The organism is Massilia suwonensis, from assembly GCF_042655665.1.
Classification (GTDB): Bacteria; Pseudomonadota; Gammaproteobacteria; order Burkholderiales; family Burkholderiaceae_D; genus Telluria; species Telluria suwonensis.
On record NZ_JBHSMR010000008.1, the window covers coordinates 147,292 to 171,319 of the forward strand.

Genomic DNA, 24,028 nt, shown 5'->3' on the forward strand with positions numbered 1-24,028 from the left:
TCTTTTATTTGATGCGCACGATGTCGGCGCCGACCTTCGACAGTTTGACTTCCATGCGGTCGTAGCCGCGGTCGAGGTGGTAGATGCGGTCGATCAGGGTCGTGCCTTCGGCCGCCATGCCGGCGATCACCAGAGAGGCCGAAGCGCGCAGGTCGGTCGCCATCACGGGCGCGCCCACCAGGCGTTCGACGCCTTTGATAAACGCGGTGTTCCCCTCGGTCGAGATGAAGGCGCCGAGGCGGTTCATCTCCTGCACGTGCATGAAGCGGTTCTCGAAAATGGTCTCGGTCACGCGGCTCGGGCCGGCGGCGATCGTGTTCACGGCCATGAACTGGGCCTGCATATCGGTCGGGAAGCCCGGGTATTCGGTGGTGCGGAACGAGACCGGCTGAGGACGGCCATCCATGCGCGCACGGATCGTGTTCGAACCGATGTCCATCTGCAGGCCGACTTCGCGCAGTTTATCGAGCGCGACGTCGAAAATGTCGGTGCGGGTATTGGTCAGCACGATGTCGCCGCCGGTGGCCGCGACCGCACACAGGAAGGTCGCCGCTTCAATGCGGTCGGAGATAACGGCGTGTTTCGCGCCGTGCAGTTCGGCGACGCCCTGGATCACCAGGCGGTCGGTGCCGATGCCTTCGATCTTGGCGCCCATCGCCACCAGCAGGTTGGCGAGGTCGGTCACTTCCGGCTCGCGCGCGGCGTTTTCCAGCACCGTCTCGCCTTCGGCCAGGGTCGCGGCCATCAGCAGGTTCTCGGTGCCGGTGACCGTGATCATGTCGGTCAGGATGCGCGCGCCCTTCAGCTTCTTCGCTTTGGCGTAGATGTAGCCGCCTTCGATGGTGATCTCGGCGCCCATCGCGCGCAGGCCCTTGATGTGCTGGTCGACGGGACGCGAACCGATCGCGCAGCCGCCCGGCAGTGAGACCTTGGCTTCGCCGAAGCGCGCAAGCAGGGGACCGAGCACCAGGATCGAGGCGCGCATGGTCTTCACCAGTTCATACGGCGCTTCGAGACTCGTGATGTTGGCGCCGTTCAGGGTGACGTTTTCGTCGTCCTGAGTCACCTTCAAACCGGTCTGCTCCAGCAGTTTCAGGATGGTTTTGACGTCGTGCAGGCGCGGCACGTTCGACAGTTCGACGTCGCCGCTGCTCAAGAGGCCCGCGCACAGAATCGGCAGCGCCGCGTTCTTCGCGCCCGATACCGCGATCTCGCCGTTCAGGCGTTTGCCGCCGACAATTTGAAGCTTGTCCATTTAGCCTCCGTATTCTTCAGGGGTCAGGGTCTTCATCGACAGCGCGTGGATCTCTTCGCGCATGCGGTCGCCCAGCGCCGCATACACCAGCTGGTGGCGCTGGATCGGACGCTTGCCGGCAAAGGCCGGCGAGACGATCAGGGCCGAGAAGTGACGTCCATCGCCCTCGACCGTCAAGTGCGTGCATTGCAGGCCGTTTTCGATGTAGCTGTGGATCAGTTCTGGAGTGGTCGACACGATAATTCCTAAATATTAATGGCGCACTTAGTGGCGTAATTTATAGCCGCGGCGGAGCAAATTGATCGCCACTGCCGCGAGCACCGCGAAGAAGGCGGACACGATGGCAAGGCTGGTCCACGGCGAGATGTCGGACTGGCCGAAGAAGCCGTGGCGGAACCCGTCAATCATATAAAAGAACGGGTTGAAATGCGAGACTGCCTGCCAGAATGCGGGCAGCGAGTGGATCGAATAGAACACCCCGGCCAGGAAAGTCGCCGGCATGATCAGGAAGTTCTGGAACGCGGCCAGCTGGTCGAATTTATCGGCCCAGATGCCGGCGATCACGCCCAGCGTGCCGAGAATGGCCGCGCCCATGATCGCGAACACGATGATCCACAGCGGCGCCGCAAAGCTCAGGTGCGCGAACCAGGCGGTGATCGCGAACACGCCGGCGCCGACCGCCAGGCCGCGCACCACCGAGGCCGCCACATAGGCCAGCAGGATTTCCCAGTGCGACAGCGGCGGCAGCAGGATGAACACGAGGTTGCCCGTGATCTTCGACTGGATCAGCGAGGAGGACGAGTTGGCGAAGGCGTTCTGCAGAACGCTCATCATCACCAGGCCCGGCACCAGGAAGGCGGTGTAGCTCACGCCCGGATACACCTCCACTCTGCCTTCGAGCACGTGGCCGAAGATCAGCAAATACAGCATGGCCGTCAGGATCGGCGCGGCAATCGTCTGCGTCGCGACTTTCCAGAAGCGCAGCATCTCTTTGTAGAACAGGGTGCGGAACCCCACGGAAACGAAGTTCACAGCGCGCCCTTTTCCATGATTTGGATAAAAATATCTTCGAGATCGGCTTGCTGCAGCTGCATCTCGTCGATGACGGCGCCCGATTCGCGCAGACGGGACAGGATCGGCTCGACCTCGGCGTAGTCGTTCACGCGCAGGCTGTATTTCGTGCCACTGAGGTTGCCGCTGCCGTTGCCACTGTCGTGCTCGTCATGCGAGACCAGGTGGCGCAGGTCCTGCGGCAAGTCGCCGCTTTTCAGATGCACGATCAGCTGCGAACCCGACACGCGGCGCAGCAGCGCACTCATCGTGTCGAGCGCGACCACCTGCCCGGATTTCAGCATGGCCACGCGCTGGCACATGGCTTGCGCTTCTTCCAGGTAGTGGGTCGTCAGCACGACCGTGTGCCCGCCTTCGCGGTTCAGGCGAGAAATGAACTTCCACAGGGTCTGGCGCAATTCGACGTCGACGCCGGCGGTCGGCTCGTCCAGCACGATGACGGGCGGTTTATGCACCAGCGCCTGGGCGACCAGCACGCGCCGCTTCATGCCGCCCGACAGGGCGCGCATGTTGACGTCGGCCTTACTCGTGAGGTCGAGGTTTTCCATGACCTCGTCGATCCACTTGTCGTTGTTCTTGATGCCGAAGTAGCCCGACTGCAGGCGCAGGGTCTCGCGCACCGTGAAGAAGGGATCGAACACCAGTTCCTGCGGCACCACGCCGAGTTTTCGTCTGGCTTCGCGGAAATCGGTGACGACGTCGTGGCCGTGGATCTGCACGCTGCCGACGTCGGGCCGGATCAGGCCGGCGATGGTGGAAATCAGCGTCGTCTTGCCGGCGCCGTTGGGGCCGAGCAGGCCGAAGAATTCGCCCTGTTCGATCGTCAGGGAAACGCCTTTCAGGGCTTTGAAAGCCTTGTAGCTCTTCTCGACGCTGTTAATCTGGATCGCTGTCATTATTCTTGGATGTGGCCAGCGTGCGGGCGCACGGAAGCCGGGCGGGGAAACGACCCATTATAGGGGAAATCAGAAATACAAGAGCCCGGCGGCATTGGAACATGCCATGGGCATGGGCGGGATGGAGCGCGCAGAAATGACGCGGGGTGGCGAGTGCCACCCCGGCAGCTTAGCCCGATGGACGCGTTACGAGCGCGCCAGTACGCCCTCGAGCCCGTACAAATGCGTCAAGGCGTCGATATTGCTCGGCACGTTGATGAAGGTGAGTTTCTGCCCTGCATCGCGGGCACGACGCTGCCAGGCCAGCAGCAGGGCCACGCCGGACGAGTCGGCGGCGCGCACGCCACCGAGGTCGAACACGGTCTCGCCGGCCCGGATCGCGGCGCAGCCCTGCTCCAGGGCCGCATTCGCGGTCTCGAAGGTCAGGGCGTCGAGCGAGAGCATGGGATTTGCTTCGGCCATTTACTTCGGTGCTTTCAGCGGCTTGCTCGCCAGCTGCTTGTTGCGCTCGGCCAGCTTGTTGATCAGGCCATCGATGCCCGACTTGTTGATCTCGGCCGCGAAGGTGCCTTTATAGGTCTCGACCAGCCAGGCGCCCAGCACGTTGATGTCGTAGATCTTCCAGCCCTGCGGGCCCTTGGCCAGGCGGTAGTTCAGGGTGATCGGCTCGCCGCGGGTGACGTTCACCTGCGAACGCACTTCGACTTCGGTGTCGGCCGCGTCGTTACGCATCGGCTTGAACTCGATGGTTTCGTTCTTGATCTGCGACAGCGCGCCCGAATAGGTGTAGACCAGCAGCGTGCGGAATTCTTCCGACAGGCGCTTTTGCTGTTCCGGGGTGGCCTGGCGCCAGAAGCGGCCGGCGGCTTGCGCCGTCATTTTTTCGGCGTCGACATACGGCAGGATCTTGGAATTGACGAGTTCCATGATCTTGTTGCGGTTGCCGGACTGGATGTCCTTGTCGGATTTCACGGTGTCGATCACGTCGGCGCTGATGCGCTTGACGAGCACGTCCGGTGCTTCGTTGGCGGCCGGAGCCGGCGCAGCGATCACGCTGGTGGCGAAGACGACGGTAGCGGCGGTGGCGATGAGTTGGGCGATTGGTTTCATAAGCTCCCTTTTCTGTATTTGATGAGACAGCTTGCAGGACAGGTCGTGCCGCATGCGAGCTGTTTTACGAACTCTTACTTCCGCTGCGTTTCGGTCGCGTTCGATGCCGGTTCCGGCACCACCTGCGTATTCGATTGCGCTTCGTCTTTCGATTCTTCCTTCGGCGCATCCTTTTCGGGGCCCGATTCGCCGTCATAAATCCGGCTCTGGCGGCGTTGCAGGTAACCGTCGCGGATGAATTCGTAACGGTCGAGCGCGGCTTCCTCGAACAGGTTCGATGCTTCCAGCACCGATGCGCGCTGGTCGACGGCGCGCACGCCGATACCGATATTGCGTACGTTCACCGGCTCCTTGTAGGCCCATGGATCGGCCCAGATGTCAGCAGGCAATGCAGCGGTGTCACGGATCGTAGATGGGCCCAACAATGGCAACATCAAGTAGGGACCGCTTGGAACACCCCACACACCCAGGGTCTGGCCGAAATCTTCGTTGTGTTTCTGCAAGCCTGCTTCCGAGGCGATGTCGAGCACGCCGCCGATGCCGAGGGTCGAGTTGATCGCAACGCGCATGAAGTCGCTCATGCCTTCCTGACCCTTGCCCTGCATCAGGTTGTTGGCCGAGCTCCAGACGTCCGAGAGGTTGCCGAAGAAATTACTGACGCCCGTTTGCACGAAGCCCGGCAGCACCTTCTTGTAGGCGGTGGCGGCCGGCTTCAGGGCCACGCGGTCGACCGCATCGTTGAATGCGAAGGTGGCGCGGTTGAATTTTTCCAGCGGATCTTGCGGATTGCTCGGGCTTGCGCAACCGGCCAGGACGGCGCAGGCGGCAAGCGCCAGCGCCAGTCCGCGCCAGCGCGGCAGGGTGTTCATATTCTTGCTCTTCATTCGCTGCCTTCCTTTCCTTCGGCAGCCTTGCTGTAGATGAACTGATTGATCAGGTCTTCCAGCACGGTGGCCGATTGCGTACGGTTGATTCGATCGCCGTCGACGAGGTTCTTGGTGTCGCCGCCCGGTTCGATGCCAATGTATTGCTCGCCCAGCAGACCTGCGGTCAGGATCTTGAGCGACGAATCTTTCGGGAACTTGTAGTTTGGATCCAGATCCAGGCTGACCAGCGCCTGGAAGGTTTTATCGTCGAAACTGATGTCGCCGACCCGGCCGACCACGACGCCGGCGCTCTTGACTGGCGCCTGTGGTTTCAATCCACCAATGTTGTCGAACTTGCCGACGACGGTATAGGTTTCGGCAAACGACAGCGAGCTCATATTCCCCGCCTGCAGCGCGAGGAACAGGATGGCGGCGGCGCCCAGCAGGACGAACAGGCCGACCCAGACATCGATGATTTTACGGTGCATAGTATTTCCTAGTATTCAGGCCGTCTGTGCGCGGCCAAACGAAACGGTTTTTATTAATTCTTTACTGAGTGAACATCAGGGCGGTCATCACGAAGTCCAGGCCCAGTACCAGCAGCGAGGCGATGACGACGGTGCGGGTGGTGGCACGCGCCACGTCGGCCGGGGTCGGCTTGACGTGGTAACCCTGGAACACGGCCGTGAAGGTCACGGCGACGCCGAACACGAAACTCTTGATGACGCTGCTGACGACGTCGCGGCGCACGTCGACGCCGGCCTGCATCTGCGACCAGAACGCGCCTTCGTCCAGGCTCAGCATTTTCACGGCGACCAGGTAGCTGCCGATGATGCCGACGGCCGAGAACACGGCGGCCAGCACCGGCATGGCGATCACGCCGCCCCAGAACCGCGGCGCCAGCACGCGCGCCACCGGATTCACGGCCATCATTTCCATGGCCGACAGTTGCTCGCCCGCCTTCATCAGGCCGATCTCGGCCGTCAATGAGGTGCCGGCGCGGCCCGCGAACAGCAGGGCTGTCACGACCGGACCGAGTTCGCGGATCAGGGAAAGGGCCGTTAGCGAACCCAGCTTTTCCTCGGCGCCGAACTGGATCAGGTTCACGTAGAACTGCAGGCCCAGCACGAGGCCGACGAACAGACCGGAAACGATCGTAATGACCAGCGAGTAGTTGCCAATAAAATGGATTTGCTCGGAAATCAGGGTCGGCCGGCGCCATGCGCCCGGCGAAAAGCGCAGCAAATTGAAAAAGGCGCGCGTGGCAAAGCCCAGGCTTTCGATCGATTCGCGCACGGTGGCGCCGGTGCTTTCAAAGACACGCATGATCATCGCTGCGCTCCCAGGCCCAGGTCGTCGGCCAGCGACTTACCCGGATAATGGAAGGGCACCGGACCGTCGGGTTCGGCGTTCACGAACTGTTTAACGTAAGGATCTTGCGAGACGCGCAACTCGGCCGGCGTGCCTTCGGCGACGATCTTTCCTGCCGACATGAAATAGACGTAGTCGGCGATGGCGAAAGTTTCGTTCACATCGTGCGAAACCAGGATGGACGTGGAGCCGAGCGCATCGTTCAGGTTGCGGATCAGGCTGGCGGTCAGGCCCATCGAGATCGGGTCGAGGCCGGCGAAGGGCTCGTCGTACATGATCAGTTCAGGGTCGAGCGCGATCGCACGGGCGACGGCAACGCGGCGCGCCATGCCGCCGGAAATCTCGCCCGGTTTCAATTTCGAGGCGTTGCGCAGGCCGACGGCATTCAGCTTCATCAGCACCAGGTCGCGGATCAGCTCTTCCGGCAAATCGGTGTGCTCACGCAGCGGGAAGGCGACGTTGTCGAAGACGGTAAGATCGGTAAACAGGGCGCCGAACTGGAACAGCATGCCCATGCGGCGGCGCAAACGGTACAGGCCCTCGGTGCGCAGCTCGTGCACGACCTCGCCGCCGACCCGCACCGAACCGCGCTGCGGACGGATCTGGCCGCCGATCAGGCGCAGCACCGTGGTCTTGCCGCAGCCGGAACCACCCATCACGGCAATAAGCTTGCCGCGCGGGAAATCCATGCGCAGGTTCGACAGGATCTTGCGTTCGCCGTAGCCGAACTCGAGATCGCGTATTTCTACAAGGTTAGACACAGAGGGGATAATCGGATGTAAAGAATCCCGTATTGTAGTGCAGAAACGGCAATCCCTGCTTGAGACACCCCCGTTTCACGGCGGGTTCCGACGCGTGCCTACAACACTAATAACCGAAAAGTCAGATATTTCGTGCCGCAAGTCATTGTTTTTGTTGAGATATGCATATATGTCAACATTGCAATTTGTTGACATGAACCAACGTTTCTTAAAGGCAGCTGGAATTACAAAAGACGTAGGGTGGAGTCCCCGACTCCACGCGTTTGCAACGGGCGAGTCGATGTGCAGCAAGCGACTCAAGCGTTGTACGCGTGGAGTCAGGACTCCACCCTACTTCCCAAATTACATTAACGTGGCAAGACGGACGCGCCCATCAAGAACTCGTCGACCGCGCGCGCACACTGGCGTCCTTCGCGAATCGCCCACACCACCAGCGACTGGCCGCGGCGCATGTCGCCGGCCACAAACACTTTCGGCACCGAAGTCTGGTAGCAGGTCTCACCTTCGGTCGTCGCCCGTGCATTGCCGCGCGCATCCTTCTGCACGCCGAAGGCATCCAGCACCTGCTGCACCGGCGACACGAAACCCATGGCCAGGAACACGAGGTCGGCCTTCAGCTCGAATTCGCTGTTCGGCACTTCGCTCATCTTGCCGTCTTTCCACTCGACGCGGCAGGCGATCAGCTTCTCGACCTTGCCGTTCTTCCCTTCGAAGCGCTTGGTGGCCACGGCGAAATCGCGTTCGCAGCCTTCCTCGTGCGAGGACGAGGTGCGCAGCTTGGTCGGCCAGTAAGGCCAGACGAGCGGCTTGTTCTCGTGCTCGGGCGGCATCGGCATCAGTTCGAACTGGGTGACCGTGGTCGCGCCGTGGCGGTTCGAGGTGCCGACGCAGTCGGAACCGGTATCGCCGCCGCCGATCACGACCACGTGTTTACCGGTCGCCTTGATCTGGTCCTTCAGTTTATCTCCGGCATTCACGCGGTTCTGCTGGGGCAGGAAGTCCATCGCGAAATGCACGCCTTTCAGTTCACGCCCAGGCACCGGCAGGTCGCGTGGCTGCTCAGCGCCGCCGGCCATGACCACGGCGTCGAATTCGGCTTGCAGGTCTTCCGGGAAGATCGTGTCGCGCGCCATGTTGCTGACCGTGGCCGGGAAATCCTTGCCGATCAGGACGCTGGTGCGGAAGGTGACGCCTTCCGCCTGCATCTGCTCCATGCGGCGGTCGATCAGGCCCTTTTCCATCTTGAAGTCGGGGATGCCGTAGCGCAGCAGGCCGCCGATGCGGTCGCTCTTCTCGAACACGGTGACATCGTGGCCGGCGCGCGCCAGCTGCTGGGCGGCAGCCAGGCCGGCGGGGCCGGAACCGACCACCGCCACTTTTTTACCCGTTTTTACTGCCGGGACCTGCGGCACGACATAGCCGTGTTCGAAGGCGTGGTCGGCGATCTTGCGCTCGATCGACTTGATGCCGACCGGGTCATTGTTGATGCCGAGCGTGCAGGCCGCTTCGCAGGGTGCCGGGCAGATGCGGCCGGTCACTTCCGGGAAGTTGTTGGTCGAGTGCAGGTTGTCGATCGCTGCACGGTAATTATTGTGATACACCAGATCGTTCCAGTCGGGGATCTGGTTGTTCACGGGACAGCCGGTGTTGCAGAAGGGGATGCCGCAATCCATGCAGCGCGCACCCTGCACCTTGGCCTGGCCGTCGGTCAGGGTGACGACGAATTCCTTGTAGTTCTTGACGCGTGCGGCAGGTTCCAGGTGATCTTCTTCCTGCCGTTGAAATTCCATGAAGCCGGTGATTTTGCCCACGTTTTATTCCTTTTAATTTCGATGCATTGCAGCTGGTTGACGGCGTGGGCGGAGGACCGCCCACCCTACGATCACCGGGCTCTAATTACGCCGCGAGTTCGATCTTGTCGTTCGCTTCTTCCATGCTGCTGTTGTGCATTTCTTCCAGTGCGCGCTTGTAGTCGGTCGGGAAGACTTTCACGAACTTGCCGCGGCTGTTGGCCCAGTCGTCCAGCAGGTTGCGGGCGCGGGTGCTGCCGGTGTATTTGAAGTGACGCTCGATCAGGCGGCGCAGGATGACCTCGTCCGCCTCGCGTTCGCTGCCGCGGCTCTGGCTGTGCCAGCCGGAGACGTCGCCCTGTTCTTTCGTCGACACGACACGCTCCAGGTTCACCATGGTCGTGTTGCAACGCGTGGCGAACTCGTCCTTCGGATCGTAGACATAGGCCACGCCTCCCGACATGCCGGCCGCGAAGTTGCGTCCGGTCTCGCCCAGCACCACGACCGTACCGCCGGTCATGTATTCGCAGCCGTGGTCGCCGCAGCCTTCGACCACCGTGGTGGCGCCCGAGTTTCGCACCGCAAAACGTTCGCCGGCCACGCCGTTGAAGAAGGCTTCACCGGAAATCGCGCCGTACAGCACGGTGTTGCCGACGATGATGTTGTCGACCGCCCAGCCGCGGAATTCCGTGTTCGGACGCACGATCACGCGCCCGCCCGACAGGCCCTTGCCGACGTAGTCGTTGCCTTCGCCCACCAGGTCGAGCGTGATGCCCTGGGCCAGGAAGGCCGCCGCCGACTGGCCGGCCGTGCCTTGCAGCTGGATGTGAATGGTGTCGTCCGGCAGGCCGGCGTGACCGTAGCGCTTGGCCACTTCACCCGAGAGCATGGTGCCGACCGTGCGGTTGACGTTGCGCACCGGGGAGATGAAGGAGACCCGTTCGCCCTTTTCCAGCGCCGCTTTCGCCTGCGCGATCAGCTTGTGGTCCAGTGCCTTGTCCAGGCCGTGGTCCTGCTCGTCGCTGTGGAACAGGTTGCGCAGCGAATCCGTCTTCGGCTGGTAGAAGATGTTCGTGAAGTCCAGACCCTGCGCCTTCCAGTGCGTGATCGCCTTCGATTTATCCAGCAGGTCGGCGCGGCCGATCAGTTCGTCGTAGGTGCGAATGCCGAGCTGGGCCATCAACTGGCGCGCCTCTTCGGCCACGAAGAAGAAGTAATTCACCACGTGTTCCGGCTTACCCTGGAACTTCGCGCGCAGGACCGGGTCTTGCGTGGCGACGCCCACCGGGCAGGTATTCAGGTGGCACTTGCGCATCATGATGCAGCCTTCGACCACCAGCGGGGCCGTGGCAAAACCGATCTCGTCGGCGCCGAGCATGGCGGCGATGACGACGTCGCGGCCGGTCTTCATCTGGCCGTCGGCCTGCACGCGGATGCGGCTGCGCAGGCCGTTGAGCACCAGGGTCTGCTGCGTTTCGGCGAGACCCAATTCCCACGGCGTGCCGGCGTGTTTCACGGAGGACAACGGCGAGGCGCCGGTGCCGCCATCATGGCCGGCGACCACCACGTGGTCCGCCTTCGCTTTCGAGACGCCGGCGGCGACGGTGCCGATACCGACTTCCGACACCAGTTTCACGGAGATCGAGGCGCGCGGATTCGCATTTTTGAGGTCGTGGATCAGCTGTGCCAGATCTTCGATCGAATAGATGTCGTGGTGCGGCGGCGGGGAAATCAGGCCCACGCCCGGCACCGAGAAGCGCAGCGAGGCGATGTACTCGGAGACCTTGTGGCCAGGCAGCTGACCACCTTCGCCCGGTTTCGCGCCCTGCGCCATCTTGATCTGGATTTGGTCGGCGGCGTTCAGGTATTCCGCGGTGACGCCGAAGCGGCCCGAGGCCACCTGCTTGATCTTCGAGCGCAGCGAATCGCCCTCTTCCAGCGGAATGTCTGCGGCCACGCGGTCGGAACCGAGCACCGAGGCCAGGGTTTCGCCCTTGCTGATCTTGATGCCCTTGAACTCGTTCAGGTAGCGCAGCGGATCTTCGCCACCTTCGCCCGTGTTCGACTTGCCGCCGATGCGGTTCATGGCGATCGCCAGCGTGGCGTGCGCTTCGGTCGAGATCGAACCGAGCGACATCGCACCGGTCGCAAAACGCTTGACGATCTCTTTCGCCGGCTCGACTTCGCCCAGCGGAATCGCTTTGCTTGGATCGATCTTGAACTCGAACAGGCCGCGCAGCGTCAGGTGGCGGCGGCTCTGGTCGTTGATGATCTGGGCATACTCTTTATAAGTGCTGAAGTTGTTGGCGCGGGTCGCGTGCTGCAGTTTCGCGATCGAGTCCGGCGTCCACATATGGTCTTCGCCGCGCACGCGGAAGGCATACTCTCCGCCCGTGTCCAGCGCGTTCGCCAGCAGCGGGTCGGCGCCGAAGGCCAAGCCGTGCAGGCGCAGCGCTTCTTCCGCCACTTCGAACAAGCCGATGCCTTCCACCGTCGACGAGGTGCCGCGGAAGTATTTGTCGACCAGCGATTTATTCAGGCCGACGGCTTCGAAGATCTGCGCGCCGCAGTAGGACATGTAGGTCGAGATGCCCATCTTCGACATCACCTTCATGAGGCCCTTGCCGATCGCCTTCGTGTAGTTATAAGCAGCTGCACTCGGGTCCATTTCGTGCGGCAGGTGCTGGGCCAGGTCCGTCAGGGTTTCCAGCGCGAGATAGGGGTGGACGGCTTCCGCGCCGTAGCCGGCCAGCAGGGCGAAGTGGTGGGTTTCGCGGGCCGAGCCGGTTTCGACCACGAGGCCGGTCGAGGCGCGCAGGCCGCGCATCACCAGGTGCTGGTGGATGGTCGACGTGGCCAGCAGGGCCGGGATCGCCACCGTTTCGCTCGAGACCGCGCGGTCCGAGACGATCAGGATGTTGTGGCCGGATTTCACGGCGTCGACCGCTTCGGCGCACAGCGAGGCCAGCGAGGCTTCGATACCTTCCTTGCCCCAGGCGACCGGGTAGCAGATATTCAGTTCATACGATTTGAACTTGCCGCCGGTGTGCAGGCTGATGTTGCGCAGGCGCGCCATGTCGTCGAAACCGAGCACCGGCTGCGACACCTCGAGGCGCATCGGCGGATTGACGTTGTTCGTGTCCAGCAGGTTCGGCTTCGGACCGATGAACGAGACCAGCGACATCACCATCGCTTCGCGGATCGGGTCGATCGGCGGGTTCGTCACCTGGGCAAACAATTGTTTGAAATAGTTATACAAAGGTTTGAGCTTGTTCGACATCACCGCCAGCGGCGAGTCGTTGCCCATCGAACCGGTCGCTTCTTCGGCCAGCACCGCCATCGGCGCCATCAGGAACTTTAAATCTTCCTGGGTGTAGCCGAAGGCTTGCTGGCGGTCGAGCAGGGAGATGGCCGCCTTTTCTCCCTGTGCCGGCGTATCCTTCGCGCGGTTCTGCGCCAGCTGCGATTCGGACAATTTGATTTCGTTGAGCTTGATGCGCACCGACTTGATCCAGGCTTTATAGGGCTTGGCGTTCGAATAGGTGTCCTTCAACTCCTTGTCGTCGATGATGCGGCCTGCTTCCAGGTCGATCAGGAACATCTTGCCGGGCTGCAGACGCCACTTCTTGACGATGCGCGATTCCGGGATCGGCAGCACGCCGGATTCGGAGGCCATCACGACCAGGTCGTCTTCGGTGACGACATAGCGTGCCGGACGCAGGCCGTTGCGGTCCAGGGTACCGCCGATATGGCGGCCATCGGTAAATGCCATGGCGGCGGGGCCGTCCCACGGTTCCATCATCGCCGCGTGGTATTCGTAGAAAGCCTTGCGGTTGTCGTCCATCGCCGAATGGTTTTCCCAGGCTTCGGGAATCATCATCATCATGGCCTGGGCGATCGGATAGCCGGCCATCACCAGCAGTTCGAGCGCATTGTCGAAGCAGGCGGTGTCGGACTGGCCCTCATAAATCAGCGGGAACAGTTTATTCAGGTCCTCGCCCAGCACGGCCGACTTCATCATGCCTTCGCGGGCGCGGGTCCAGTTGAAATTGCCCTTGACGGTGTTGATCTCGCCGTTGTGCGCGATCAGGCGGTAGGGGTGGGCCAGCGGCCATTCCGGAAAGGTGTTCGTCGAGAAGCGCTGGTGCACCAGGGCGAGCGCGGAGACGCAGCGCGGATCCTGCAGATCCTTGAAGTAGACGCCGACCTGGTCGGCCAGCAGCAGGCCTTTATAGACAATCGTGCGCGCCGACATCGAGGGCACGAAGAATTCCTTGCCGTGCAGGAGTTTCAAGGCCTGGATCGCGTGGCCCGAGGATTTGCGGATCACGTACAGCTTACGTTCCAGCGCGTCGGTGACCATGATGTCCGGACCGCGGCCAATAAAGATTTGGCGAATCACCGGTTCCTTGGCTTTCACGGTCGGCGACATCGGCATCGCTTCGTCGACCGGCACATTGCGCCAGCCCAGCACGACCTGGCCCTCGATGCGCACGGCGCGCTCGATTTCCTGTTCGCAGGCGATGCGCGAGGCGTGTTCCTTCGGCAGGAAGACCATGCCGACGCCGTACTCTCCAGGCGGCGGCAGCTCGACGCCCTGCTTCGCCATCTCGTCGCGGAAATACTGGTCGGGGATCTGGATCAGGATACCGGCACCGTCACCCATCAGCGGATCGGCGCCGACGGCGCCCCGGTGGTCCAGGTTTTTCAGGATCAACAGGCCCTGATCGATGATGGAATGGCTTTTGTTGCCCTTGATATGGGCGATGAAACCGACGCCGCAGGCGTCATGTTCATTGGCGGGATCGTATAAACCTTGGGCAATCATTGCGGGACTCTCCACAGCTTTTCAGGGGTTGAAGGCCGAGAATAGTGCAATGCAACAAAGCCTGCAAGGAGAACAATGAGGGTCGGAGTCGATTTAATTCAGCCATTCGACATGGATCAGATAAATAGGGACAGGTCCAATTCAAGGTATAAAGTCGGATTCTTGTCGAGGAAAATTCGGTCTTTTCTCCTCAGGCCAGCAGGAAATTGCTTTGCTTAAAAGATGGGCAGCGTAACATTGCGCGATCGAAGTGCTTGGCCGAACAGGCCACTGTAGGGCTCAGGCAGCCGTCGCAGGCGGCGTTTTAAAAGGGCGGCCGCGCTTGGCGGGAAGAATGCGGCGCTGGGTCTGGCGCTCGAGTTCGAGTTTGAAAGCGTGCGAACCGAGCGCTTGCCCCTTTTGCACGGCACCGGCGACCTGCGCGAGTTCCTCAGGACCGATCCCCTCCTCCACCAGTGCGATGTATGCCGCCTCGCGCTGGAAGGGCGTATTGCCCAGTCCCCAGAACAGGGCGTGCTCGGTGACGACGGCATCCGCCGCGACGCCGGCATGGTGGCGATAGCTCGACCACGGGTAGGCGGCCGGCTCGCCGCTCTCTCCCTCGCGCACCGGCGCCAGCTCGATGAAGCGGCTGCACATCAGCAGGTGGCGGTCGGGTTCGACCACGGCCGTGCGGAAACGTCCTTCGAACAGCCCGCCGGTCCGTTCGTACTTGCCGTTGTACCAGGGGACATACAGGCGGCCGAGCTTTTGCATCATGGCCGCCAGGGCTTCCCCGGTTTCGGGCGTGGCCAGCAGGTGCAGCTGGGTCGGCAGCAGGGCGTAGGCGTGAATGGCGACCTGATAGGCGCGGGCGGCTTCGGCCAGCCAGGCCAGGAAACGTTCGTAATCCGCAGGTTCGCGGAAGATGCGCTGGCGGTCGTTGCCGCGCTGGAGGATGTGATGGGCGTGCTTGGGGAGGATGAGGCGGGGTTGGCGGGCCATGGTGCGCAAGAATGAGGCAGGTAGCCGTATTCTAGCGCGGCGGGAAGACTGTGTCCCTTATTTGTTTTGAGCAAGCAAATTTAACTGCTGACTCTGTCCCGATTTGTAGGGTGGGCATGCCCACGCGGTGCGGTGTGTGCGGATCGAAAACGCATGTCGACTACGGCGACGCTGTAAACGCGTGGAGTCGGGACTCCACCCTACAGTTATCTATGGCGGTGCGGCATGTGCGGGTCGAAAACACGTTTCGATCAGGAGGCGTTGTACCGCGTGGGCATGGAATGCCCACCCTACGAACGACGATCAAGCCAGCGTGAACCCTGCGGAGAGGCTGTAGCCCTCGCCGTAGGCGCTACGCAGCGGCAGCTCCTGGCCCAGCACCGTTCTCGTCTTCTTGCGCAGCCGATAGACGAGCATGTCGACACGCCGGCTCGCATCCGGATCGTCTCCCCCCATGCCGGCCACGATGGTCGCGCGCGGCACCGGGCGGGTGTTGATCGTCAGCAGGTGCAGAAAATTAAATTCCTTCTCCGTCAGATCGATCACCTTGCCGCTCAGCTCGAGCTGGCGTGCGCTCACGCGCAGGGTCCATTTCACGGGTGCCGGCGCCGGTTCGCTCGGGCGCACGCGGCGGCCCAGGGCTTCGATGTGGGCAGCCAGTTCCGGGAACTTGATCGGCTTCGTCAGGTAATGGTCGGCGCCCAGCTGCAGGCCAAGGATGCGGTTGTCGAAGGCGACCCGTCCGGTCAGCACCAGCAGGCCGATTTCCGGATACAGCTGGCGCATGCGCGGAATCACCGTAAAACCGTCTTCGTCGGGCAGGCCGAGGTCGAGCACGACCACCGCGGCGGGGGTGCGCGTCAGGGCCGCCCACATCTCGCTGGCGGAGGTGGCGATGGTGACTTCATGCTCGAGTTCGCGCAGGAAATCGGCCATGTCCCCGGCGTAATCGCCGTTGTCTTCCACAATCAGTATCTGCGTCATGGGCTTACACGTTCTTCATGTTGGGTTGCCGGAGGGCAGCGCGGGATTATCGGGTGTCGTGCCTTGGCGCGCAAGCATCTTCGCGGCGCCTGCGACCGGCAGCCAGATGCGGAAATCGGCGCCGCCTCCGCCCGGACTGACCAGGCTGAGGATGCCGCCGTGCACTTCGACGATCGAGCGCGCCATGTACAGGCCCAGGCCGCTGCCCGGCATGCCGGCAGCGTTGCTGCCACGGTAAAACTTGTCGAAGACCCGCGGTTGCTCGTCGCGCGGCACGCCGGGGCCGTGATCACGCACGCTGAGCTCGATGCCGCTGGCCGCCAGGCGCCCACCCAGCACCACCGGGGAGGTCGCCGGAGAATAGGCGACCGCGTTGTCGATCAGCACCTTCAGTGCCAGGCGCAAGCCTTCCGGATCGCAGCGCAGGGTTTCAGGGAGTTCGCGCGCCTTGATGCTGGCCACGCGGCCGGCCGCCCGCAGCTGGGCCGCGCCCTCTTCCAGCAGGGTGCGCGGCGCCACCGTGGTCGGCTGGCGCTCGCTGCCGATGCCGGCCATGCGCTCCGGCGACAGGTAATCGTCGAGCATGCCGATCAGGCGGTCGGTGGCGAGCGCGATCTTGCGGTAGCGGGCGCGCGTCGCCTCGTCGGTATGCGGGCTGGTGGCTTCGAGACGCTGGATCGCGCCGTCGATGGTGGATAAAGGCGTACGGAATTCGTGGTTCAGCATGCTGGCGAAGCGCTTTTGCTCGGCTTCGCGCAGGCGCCGCGGCGACAGGTCGCGCAGCAGGCCGACCAGCGCCTGGGGCCGTCCATCCTCGCCGCACAGCAGGGAAGAGATGACTTCGACCGGCACCGGGTAGCCGTGCGCGCCTTGCAGTTCGGTCTCGCGCACCAGGCGCAGCCGGCTGCGGTCGCCCGCGCGCAGGCGCCGCATGCGTTCCGGCAGGCCGGCATACAAGGCCGCCAGCGGGCCTTCGCCGCCCGCGCAGAAGGCATCAGCCGCCTGTTCCGGGGTGTAGCCGAGCAATTGTTCGATCGCGGGGCTGACATAGCGCAGCGCGCCGCTGGCGCAGTCGATGCTGAAGGCAATGTCGCCGCTGATCTCGGCGATCACGCGGAACTGCTCGGACAGCGCCACGCCGGCATGGCCGGAACAGTCGTTACTGGCGCTGCGGTTCATCAAATACCCTTCCAGAAATTAGTACAATCAGCGCACTGAACCAGTGCGCAAGGAGTATATAGCTGGGCATACCCTTCTGTATAGGCAAGCGTTGTTGCAATAGCAATCAGCCAAAATTGCAGCATACACAATTTTGTTCAGTATCTTTCTATTCACACGCTGATTCGTGCGCGCTTCCATGCAACCCGCATGACAACCCGCCAAAAAGGCACAAAAAAGCCCGCCGAAGCGGGCTGGAGTCTGAGCCAGGTAGGTCTACTGCTCGTCGAGCGGCGCGAAGATCGCCTGCAGATCTTCCTGCGTCAGCGCCATCTTCTGCGATTCGCCTTCGGCCAGGATCGAGTTCGCCAGTTCAGACTTCTTCTGCTGCAGCTGCTGGATCTTTTCTTCCAGCGTGCCTTTCGCAATCAGTTTATACACGAACACCGGTTTATCCTGCCCGATGCGCCAGGCGCGGTCGGTGGCCTGGTTTTCCGCTGCCGGATTCCACCAAGGATCGTAATGGATGACGGTATCGGCCGCCGTCAGGTTCAGGCCGACGCCGCCGGCCTTGAGGCTGATCAGGAAGATCGGCACCGCGCCCTGCTGGAAGGCGGCCACCTGCGCCGAGCGGTCGCGCGTCTCGCCAGTGAGGATCGCATAGCGAATGCCGCGCGCCGCCAGTTCTTCCTCGATCAGTGCCAGCATGCTGGTGAACTGCGAGAACACGAGGATCTTGCGGCCCTCTTCCAGCAAATCGTCGACCATCTGCATCAGGTCGGTCAGCTTGGCGGAAATGGCGGCCGTGTTCTTCTTCGAGGGCATGGCTTTCACCAGCCTCGGATCGCAGCAGACCTGGCGCAGTTTGAGTAAGGCTTCCAGGATCACGATCTGGCTGCGCGCCACGCCCTTGCGGTCGATTTCCTCGCGCACCTTCTTGTCCATCGCCAGGCGCACGGTTTCATACAAATCTCGCTGCGGGCCGGTGAGTTCGACCCGGCGCACCATTTCCGTTTTCTCCGGCAATTCTTTCGCGACGTGGTCCTTGGTACGGCGCAGCAGGAAAGGACGGATGCGTCGGTTCAACAAGGCGCGCCGCACCGGATCGTCCTGGCGTTCGATCGGATGGCGGAACTGGGTATTGAACGCCTTTTCCTCGCCCAGCAGGCCGGGCAGCAGGAAGTGGAATTGCGACCAGAGTTCTCCGAGGTGGTTTTCCAGCGGCGTACCGGTCAGGCACAGGCGGTGGTTGGCGTTCAGGGAACCGGCCGTCTGCGCCGCCTTCGAGCGCGTATTCTTGATGTAGTGCGATTCGTCGAGGATCACCAGGTGATAATGGTGCTCGCGCAGTTTTTCCTCGTCGCGCGGCAGCAAGGCATAAGTGGTGAGCACGATGTCGGCTTGCTCGATCTGGTCGAACATGTCCACGCGTTCCTTACCTTGCAGCAGCAGCACCTTCAGGCTGGGGGCGAAGCGCGCGGCTTCTTCCTGCCAGTTGGTCATCAGGCTGGTCGGCGCAATCACCAATGCCGGGCTGGTCAGCCGGCCTGCTTCCTTTTCCGTCAGGATGTGCGCCAGGGTCTGCACGGTTTTACCGAGACCCATGTCGTCGGCCAGGATGCCGGCCAGGTCGTATTCGCGCAGGAACTGCATCCACGACAGACCGTCGAGCTGGTAGTCGCGCAGGGTTGCCTGCAGGCCGGCGGGAGCCGCCACTTTTTTCACGGAACCGAACTGGCTCAGCTTGCGGCCGGTCTCGCGCAGCTGCTCGCCGCCGAACCAGCGCAGTTCGACGCCGCGCGCCAGTTCTTCCAGGCGGCTCGCATCCAGCGTCGACAGGCGCACCCGGTTCTTGATCTTGTCGTTGAAATACAGCTCGCCCAGCGTCGCCAGGATCGGTTTGACGCGCGCCCATGGCAGGGCGACACGCACGCCTTCGGGCAAGGTCGCCAGCATCTGGTCGGCTTCGCCATGGGCGGCCAGCACGGCCGGATCGAAATCCGTCGGCGCGTTGCGGATCAATTGCACCAGCACCGGCAGCAGCGGCACGCGCTTGCGATTGACGACGATGCCCAGTTCCAGCTCGAACCAGGCTTTACCGGCCTCTTCCGGCTCGTCGATCTCGGCATACCAGTCTTCCACCGGCACCACGTCGTAGCGGTATTTATTCGACTTTTGCAGGTGCCAGCCGGCATCCGACAAGGCGTCCAGGTCGCTTTCGGCAAAACGCAGCCAGTGCGCCTGGCTTTCCAGCTGCAGGGCGCCGGCCACGTTCGAGAGCGGCGTGGTGGCGGGCTTGCGGAAGCCCAGTTCGCTCAGTTTATCCAGGGCCGCCGCTTCGGCAGCCGCGTCGCGATCGATAATTTCGGTGACGTCGCCGATCTGGCGCACTACGCGCTGCGACGGATCGAAGGAAACGCGCTGGCCGTCGTAATCGAAAGACAGGACGGCGAAATCGTGCCAGCGCAGCGCGCCGGTATCGGCCAGCGACACGGAATCCAATAACAGGAAAGGCTGCGGCTTGACGTCCGTGCGCACGCGCTGGGTCAGCGGCTGCGGCAGCGGCATCAGTTCCTGCAGGCCGTGGGCCAGCAGCAGTTGCGAGACGCGTTTTTTATCGTTGCCGGTCAGGACAGGCGCTTGCGCCACCAGCGCCTGCAGTTCGGCCAGCGAGATGTCGACGCCGCCGCGGTTGAGCGACAGCGGGCCGCAGGACAGGTTGTCGATGTACCAGGGCGGATCGGTCGGCAGCATGTAGTCGATCAGGTCCGCGCCCGGGTGATTCGCGCCGTTGGCCGGCTCCACCGACCAGCCGAGCTTGGCGGCCCGGCCCTCGTCGCGCCATGCCAGGTTGGCCTGGCGCGTAGGGCCGGCCTGCAGCGGATAGACGAGGCCATTGGCCATGTCGGCCCAGGAATTCGCCCACAGCAGCTTGCCCTGACGCAGCAACAGATCGAGCAGGATGGCGCCCACTTTCCCCTTCGGCTCGGTCGCGCTGGTGCTTTGCGAGGAACCGCTGCGCATGGCGATGAAGAAACGCACCAGGTCTTCGTCCTCGCCTTCGAGGTAGGCCGGCGGCGCGGACAGCAGGGAAAACACCTCATTCACCGGGCTGGCGGCGGCGACGTCGCCGTTCGGACGCAGGCGCGCCTTGCACAGGCAGATGGCGACATGGCGCCCACCGCTGGTGGGGGCCATCACGTAGACAAATTTGTACTGGACCGCTTTCGGATCGGCAACTTCGATGTTCAGCTTGGGTTGCGGATGCGCTGCCGCCTCGACCCGTTGCAGCCAGGTCGCCACCGGTGCGGGCAGTGCGGGCGCGCGTGCCGGCGTCGCGCGCGGTGCCGGGGCATCGCTCGCGTGTTCGCGTGGGAAATCAACTGTGTGCATTGGGTCCTTGAACCTGTATGAAAAAAAACAACAAACACCATTATCTCTCATACGGGCACTTCAGTTTTGTTCGGAATCGCACCTTGCCGAAAATTCTTTACGGTGTGAAAGATACGCATCGCTGACCGGTTTCAAAACCGATTGACAAGCCGGCATGTACTGCTACTATATCGATATTCGATATGTCGAGACCCGATATATCCATCCGGGAGCTGCTGTGGACATCGATTTTGCAAAATTCCTGCCCTTATCCGAGGCGACGTATTACGTGCTGGCGGCGCTCGAGGAGCCCATGCACGGCTACGCGCTGATGCAAAAGGTGGAAAGCATGAGCCAGGGGAACGTGGTCATCGGCCCCGGCACCCTGTACGGCGCCTTCGGCACGCTGGAAAAGCAGGGGCTGATCGAGAAGCTCAGCGAAGAAGAGCGGCGCAAGACCTATGCACTGACGGAGAAGGGCCGCCGGGTGCTGGCCGAGCAGGTGCGGCGCCTGGCCATCATGCTGCGCAACGGGCAATTTGTACTGTCAACACTGGGAAAGGAAGCAGCGGCATGAATAAGGAAACTGTCACCAGATTCAAGTTCTTTTGGGCCCACCAGGACCGCGAACAGGAAGCCTGGCTGCGCGCGATGGCGCAGCAGGGCCTGTACCTGGAGAACGTGACTCCGCTGTGCGTCTGGACCTTCCGCCGCGGCGCCCCGCGCGACCTCGTCTACCGCGTCGATTTTGGCCAGGCCGACGACGGGTTTTCCCAGCTGATGGAGGACGCGGGCTGGAAGCTGGCGACGACCTGCACCGGCTGGTATTACTGGTGCACGCCCGCGACCCAGGGCCGGGAGCCGGAAATCTTTACGGACCGCGCCTCGAAAATCCAGAAGTTCCAGCGCCTGCTGCTCATGCTCGTGTGCAGCGCCGTGCCCGCGTTCATGTTGCTGATCACGACGGACAAGGGGTCGCTGGCCTCGAAACTGTCGACCTTTTCGCTGGTGCTCATCAGCAGCATCTACCTCGTCTATTTTCTGGTGCTGGCGTACACGGTGCTGCGGCTGCTCTTGCGCATCCGTGAAGAGCGCGCCCCGGAATCGGCCTGAGTCCAGCGGCCCGGCTGTGGCCGGGCCTATCGGCATGCCTGCAATACGCTGTCAAGACTGGCACTTCGCGCGCGTTTGCGTATCATTGCCCGCCTGACTCACGGATTTCTGCTTCCATGCTGCCCTCCATCGAACAACGCCTGGCCCTCGAGCTGGCCGCCAAGCCGGCGCAGGTCGCCGCCGCCATCGCCCTGCTGGACGAAGGCGCCACCGTCCCCTTCATCGCGCGCTACCGCAAGGAAGCCACCGGCGGCCTGGACGACGTCCAGCTGCGCTTGCTGGAAGAGCGCCTGCGCTACCTGCGCGAACTGGAAGACCGGCGCGCGGCGATCATCGAATCGATCACCGAACAGAACAAGATGACGCCGGCCCTGCTGGAAGCCATCGCCCTGGCCGAGGATAAAACCCGCCTCGAAGATTTATACCTGCCCTACAAGCAGAAGCGCCGCACCAAGGCGCAGATCGCGGTCGAAGCGGGCCTGGCTCCGCTGGCCGACGATCTGTTGGCTGACCCGTCGCGCAATCCGGAAGAAGAAGCCACCAAGTATCTGCGCGAGGCGTTTACGAATGCCGACGGCGTGAACAATCCCGGCGTGGCGGATATCAAGGCGGCGCTCGACGGCGCGCGCCAGATCCTGATGGAACGCTTTGCCGAAGACGCGACCCTGCTGCAATCGCTGCGCGAATACGTGCAGGAGCACGGCGTCGTCGAATCGAAAGTCGTCGACGGCAAGCAGGAAGAAGGAGAAAAGTTTGCCGACTACTTCGATTATTCGGAGCCGCTGGCGACCGTTCCCTCGCACCGCGCGCTGGCGTTGATGCGCGGCCGCCGCGAAGGCATCCTCGACGTCGCGCTGCGTCTCGATACCGAGGCCGAAAAGCCGAAGTGGGATGCGCCGCACAATCCCTGCGAAAGCCGCATCGCCGCCCGTTTCGGCATCAAGGCCGCGGGCCGCCCGGCCGACAAATGGCTGCTCGACACGGCGCGCTGGACCTGGCGCGTGAAAAGCTTCATGTACATCGAGACGGAACTCATGGGCGCCCTGCGCGAAAAGGCGGAGCTGGACGCCATCAACGTCTTCGCGCGCAATCTGAAATCCCTGCTGCTGGCGGCGCCCGCCGGCCAGCGCGCCACCATGGGCCTCGATCCGGGCCTGCGCACCGGCGTGAAAGTGGCGGTGGTCGACGCCACCGGCAAGGTGGTCGATACCGCGACGATCTACCCGCACCAGCCTCGTAACGACTGGGACGGCTCGCTGCACGTGCTGGGCCAGCTGGCCGCAAAACATAATGTCTCGCTGATCTCGATCGGCAACGGCACCGCTTCGCGCGAGACCGATAAACTGGCGCAGGACCTGATCAAGGCGCGTCCGGAACTGAAGCTGACGAAAATTGTCGTCTCCGAAGCGGGCGCCTCGGTGTACTCGGCGTCGGAATTCGCCTCGCGCGAGCTGCCGGACCTGGACGTGTCGATCCGCGGCGCCGTCTCGATCGCGCGCCGCCTGCAGGACCCATTGGCGGAACTGGTGAAAATCGACCCGAAATCGATCGGCGTCGGCCAGTACCAGCACGACGTCTCGCAGACGCAGCTGGCGCGCTCGCTCGACGCCGTGGTCGAGGATTGCGTGAACGCGGTCGGCGTCGACGTGAATACCGCCTCGGCGCCGCTGCTGGCGCGCGTGTCCGGTCTGTCGAGCAGCGTGGCCCAGAGCATCGTCAGCTACCGCGACATGAAGGGCGCGTTCGCCTCGCGCGCGGCCTTGAAGGCCGTGCCGCGCCTGGGAGATAAAACCTTCGAGCAGGCGGCCGGTTTCCTGCGCGTGATGGGCGGAGACAATCCGCTGGACGCCTCGGCGGTGCACCCGGAATCGTACCCGGTGGTGCAGAAGATCCTGGCCGACGTGAAGCGCGACATGAAGGCGGTGGTCGGCGACAGTGGCCTGATCAAGTCGCTGAATCCGGCCAAGTACGCCGACGACAAATTCGGCGTGCCGACCGTGACCGACATCCTGAAAGAGCTGGAAAAGCCGGGGCGCGATCCGCGGCCGGAATTCACGACGGCGACGTTTAAAGAAGGCGTCGAAGAGATCAGCGACCTGCGTCCGGACATGATCCTGGAAGGCGTGGTCACCAATGTGGCCGCCTTCGGCGCCTTTGTCGACATCGGCGTGCACCAGGATGGACTGGTGCACATCTCGGCGCTCTCCAATACGTTTGTCAAAGATCCGCACACGGTGGTGAAGGCGGGCCAGGTCGTGAAAGTGAAGGTGCTGGAAGTCGATCCGAAACGTAAGCGCATTGCGCTGACGATGCGCCTGTCGGATTCGGCGCCGCAGCCGGGTGCGCAACCGCAGCAGCGCGGCGACCGCGAAGACCGCAAGCGGGTGGCCCAGCACCAGCGCCAGGAGCGCCCAAGCCAGGATGCGGGCGGCGCGATGGCGGCGGCCTTTGCCAAGCTGCGCAAATAAA

At 62.8% G+C, this 24,028-nt stretch carries 19 protein-coding genes; 3 read left to right on the forward strand and 16 right to left on the reverse strand.

The annotated features are described in order from the left end of the window. Window positions 1-4 precede the first annotated feature (4 nt). The 16 genes from murA to ACFPQ5_RS04215 form a co-directional block, all read right to left on the reverse strand. Window positions 5-1,255, reverse strand: a complete 1,251-nt coding sequence (gene murA, locus ACFPQ5_RS04140) for a UDP-N-acetylglucosamine 1-carboxyvinyltransferase (protein WP_379752003.1) — start codon at window positions 1,253-1,255, stop codon at window positions 5-7. Next, entirely contained in the window at window positions 1,256-1,492 is a 237-nt protein-coding gene (locus tag ACFPQ5_RS04145) for a BolA family protein (protein ID WP_193687696.1), read from the reverse strand. 27 nt (window positions 1,493-1,519) lie between these two features. Further along, the gene (locus tag ACFPQ5_RS04150; protein ID WP_379752004.1) at window positions 1,520-2,287 is read right to left on the reverse strand and encodes an ABC transporter permease; all 768 of its coding nucleotides are present in this window, start codon (window positions 2,285-2,287) and stop codon (window positions 1,520-1,522) included. Continuing rightward, window positions 2,284-3,222, reverse strand: coding sequence for an ABC transporter ATP-binding protein (locus tag ACFPQ5_RS04155; RefSeq protein ID WP_379752005.1), 939 nt, complete (start codon window positions 3,220-3,222; stop codon window positions 2,284-2,286). Before ACFPQ5_RS04155 ends, ACFPQ5_RS04150 begins: the two co-directional genes overlap by 4 nt. 186 nt (window positions 3,223-3,408) lie before the next feature. Further along, on the reverse strand, window positions 3,409-3,684 hold the full coding sequence (locus ACFPQ5_RS04160; protein WP_379752006.1) for an STAS domain-containing protein: 276 nt from the start codon (window positions 3,682-3,684) through the stop codon (window positions 3,409-3,411). Beyond that, complete coding sequence (locus ACFPQ5_RS04165) at window positions 3,685-4,332, reverse strand: MlaC/ttg2D family ABC transporter substrate-binding protein (RefSeq protein WP_379752007.1); 648 nt, start codon at window positions 4,330-4,332, stop codon at window positions 3,685-3,687. Window positions 4,333-4,406: 74 nt separating this feature from the next. After that, window positions 4,407-5,216 carry an MlaA family lipoprotein gene (locus ACFPQ5_RS04170; protein ID WP_379752008.1) on the reverse strand — a complete coding sequence of 270 codons (810 nt, stop codon included), beginning with the start codon at window positions 5,214-5,216 and terminating at the stop codon, window positions 4,407-4,409. Further along, the gene (gene mlaD, locus ACFPQ5_RS04175) at window positions 5,213-5,686 is read right to left on the reverse strand and encodes an outer membrane lipid asymmetry maintenance protein MlaD (RefSeq protein ID WP_379752009.1); all 474 of its coding nucleotides are present in this window, start codon (window positions 5,684-5,686) and stop codon (window positions 5,213-5,215) included. Before mlaD ends, ACFPQ5_RS04170 begins: the two co-directional genes overlap by 4 nt. A gap of 61 nt (window positions 5,687-5,747) precedes the next feature. Next, the gene (mlaE, locus tag ACFPQ5_RS04180; RefSeq protein WP_379752011.1) at window positions 5,748-6,530 is read right to left on the reverse strand and encodes a lipid asymmetry maintenance ABC transporter permease subunit MlaE; all 783 of its coding nucleotides are present in this window, start codon (window positions 6,528-6,530) and stop codon (window positions 5,748-5,750) included. After that, a complete protein-coding gene (locus ACFPQ5_RS04185; protein ID WP_379752012.1) occupies window positions 6,527-7,330 on the reverse strand; it encodes an ABC transporter ATP-binding protein in 804 nt (267 codons plus the stop codon). Before ACFPQ5_RS04185 ends, mlaE begins: the two co-directional genes overlap by 4 nt. Window positions 7,331-7,677: 347 nt before the next feature. Continuing rightward, the gene (locus ACFPQ5_RS04190) at window positions 7,678-9,141 is read right to left on the reverse strand and encodes a glutamate synthase subunit beta (protein ID WP_379752014.1); all 1,464 of its coding nucleotides are present in this window, start codon (window positions 9,139-9,141) and stop codon (window positions 7,678-7,680) included. An 85-nt stretch (window positions 9,142-9,226) separates the two neighbouring features. Then, on the reverse strand, window positions 9,227-13,948 hold the full coding sequence (locus ACFPQ5_RS04195) for a glutamate synthase-related protein (protein WP_379752015.1): 4,722 nt from the start codon (window positions 13,946-13,948) through the stop codon (window positions 9,227-9,229). A gap of 279 nt (window positions 13,949-14,227) precedes the next feature. Continuing rightward, entirely contained in the window at window positions 14,228-14,932 is a 705-nt protein-coding gene (locus tag ACFPQ5_RS04200) for a transposase (RefSeq protein ID WP_379752016.1), read from the reverse strand. 303 nt (window positions 14,933-15,235) lie between these two features. Next, on the reverse strand, window positions 15,236-15,916 hold the full coding sequence (locus ACFPQ5_RS04205; protein ID WP_379752017.1) for a response regulator transcription factor: 681 nt from the start codon (window positions 15,914-15,916) through the stop codon (window positions 15,236-15,238). Window positions 15,917-15,931: 15 nt separating this feature from the next. Then, window positions 15,932-17,095 carry a PAS domain-containing sensor histidine kinase gene (locus ACFPQ5_RS04210; protein WP_379752018.1) on the reverse strand — a complete coding sequence of 388 codons (1,164 nt, stop codon included), beginning with the start codon at window positions 17,093-17,095 and terminating at the stop codon, window positions 15,932-15,934. Window positions 17,096-17,350: 255 nt separating this feature from the next. Next, a complete protein-coding gene (locus tag ACFPQ5_RS04215; RefSeq protein WP_379752019.1) occupies window positions 17,351-20,467 on the reverse strand; it encodes a DEAD/DEAH box helicase in 3,117 nt (1,038 codons plus the stop codon). 217 nt (window positions 20,468-20,684) lie between these two features. On the opposite strand from ACFPQ5_RS04215, the gene ACFPQ5_RS04220 reads away from it, so the two are divergent. The 3 genes from ACFPQ5_RS04220 (at window position 20,685) to ACFPQ5_RS04230 (ending at window position 24,027) form a co-directional block, all read left to right on the forward strand. Continuing rightward, complete coding sequence (locus ACFPQ5_RS04220) at window positions 20,685-21,023, forward strand: PadR family transcriptional regulator (protein ID WP_379752021.1); 339 nt, start codon at window positions 20,685-20,687, stop codon at window positions 21,021-21,023. Next, entirely contained in the window at window positions 21,020-21,559 is a 540-nt protein-coding gene (locus tag ACFPQ5_RS04225; protein ID WP_379752022.1) for a DUF2812 domain-containing protein, read from the forward strand. The genes ACFPQ5_RS04220 and ACFPQ5_RS04225 overlap by 4 nt, the downstream gene beginning before the upstream one ends. Window positions 21,560-21,675: 116 nt before the next feature. Next, the gene (locus ACFPQ5_RS04230; RefSeq protein WP_379752023.1) at window positions 21,676-24,027 is read left to right on the forward strand and encodes a Tex family protein; all 2,352 of its coding nucleotides are present in this window, start codon (window positions 21,676-21,678) and stop codon (window positions 24,025-24,027) included. The last annotated feature ends 1 nt before the right edge of the window (window position 24,028 follow it).

Bases quoted from the DNA above. Each gene is read 5' to 3' on its own strand.
- murA (WP_379752003.1), bottom strand. From the start codon at position 1,255: ATGGACAAGCTTCAAATTGTCGGCGGCAAACGCCTGAACGGCGAGATC.
- ACFPQ5_RS04155 (WP_379752005.1), bottom strand. From the start codon at position 3,222: ATGACAGCGATCCAGATTAACAGCGTCGAGAAGAGCTACAAGGCTTTC.
- ACFPQ5_RS04160 (WP_379752006.1), bottom strand. From the start codon at position 3,684: ATGGCCGAAGCAAATCCCATGCTCTCGCTCGACGCCCTGACCTTCGAG.
- ACFPQ5_RS04165 (WP_379752007.1), bottom strand. From the start codon at position 4,332: ATGAAACCAATCGCCCAACTCATCGCCACCGCCGCTACCGTCGTCTTC.
- ACFPQ5_RS04170 (WP_379752008.1), bottom strand. From the start codon at position 5,216: ATGAAGAGCAAGAATATGAACACCCTGCCGCGCTGGCGCGGACTGGCG.
- mlaD (WP_379752009.1), bottom strand. From the start codon at position 5,686: ATGCACCGTAAAATCATCGATGTCTGGGTCGGCCTGTTCGTCCTGCTG.
- mlaE (WP_379752011.1), bottom strand. From the start codon at position 6,530: ATGATCATGCGTGTCTTTGAAAGCACCGGCGCCACCGTGCGCGAATCG.
- ACFPQ5_RS04195 (WP_379752015.1), bottom strand. From the start codon at position 13,948: ATGATTGCCCAAGGTTTATACGATCCCGCCAATGAACATGACGCCTGC.
- ACFPQ5_RS04200 (WP_379752016.1), bottom strand. From the start codon at position 14,932: ATGGCCCGCCAACCCCGCCTCATCCTCCCCAAGCACGCCCATCACATC.
- ACFPQ5_RS04205 (WP_379752017.1), bottom strand. From the start codon at position 15,916: ATGACGCAGATACTGATTGTGGAAGACAACGGCGATTACGCCGGGGAC.
- ACFPQ5_RS04210 (WP_379752018.1), bottom strand. From the start codon at position 17,095: ATGAACCGCAGCGCCAGTAACGACTGTTCCGGCCATGCCGGCGTGGCG.
- ACFPQ5_RS04215 (WP_379752019.1), bottom strand. From the start codon at position 20,467: ATGCACACAGTTGATTTCCCACGCGAACACGCGAGCGATGCCCCGGCA.
- ACFPQ5_RS04225 (WP_379752022.1), top strand. From the start codon at position 21,020: ATGAATAAGGAAACTGTCACCAGATTCAAGTTCTTTTGGGCCCACCAG.
- ACFPQ5_RS04230 (WP_379752023.1), top strand. From the start codon at position 21,676: ATGCTGCCCTCCATCGAACAACGCCTGGCCCTCGAGCTGGCCGCCAAG.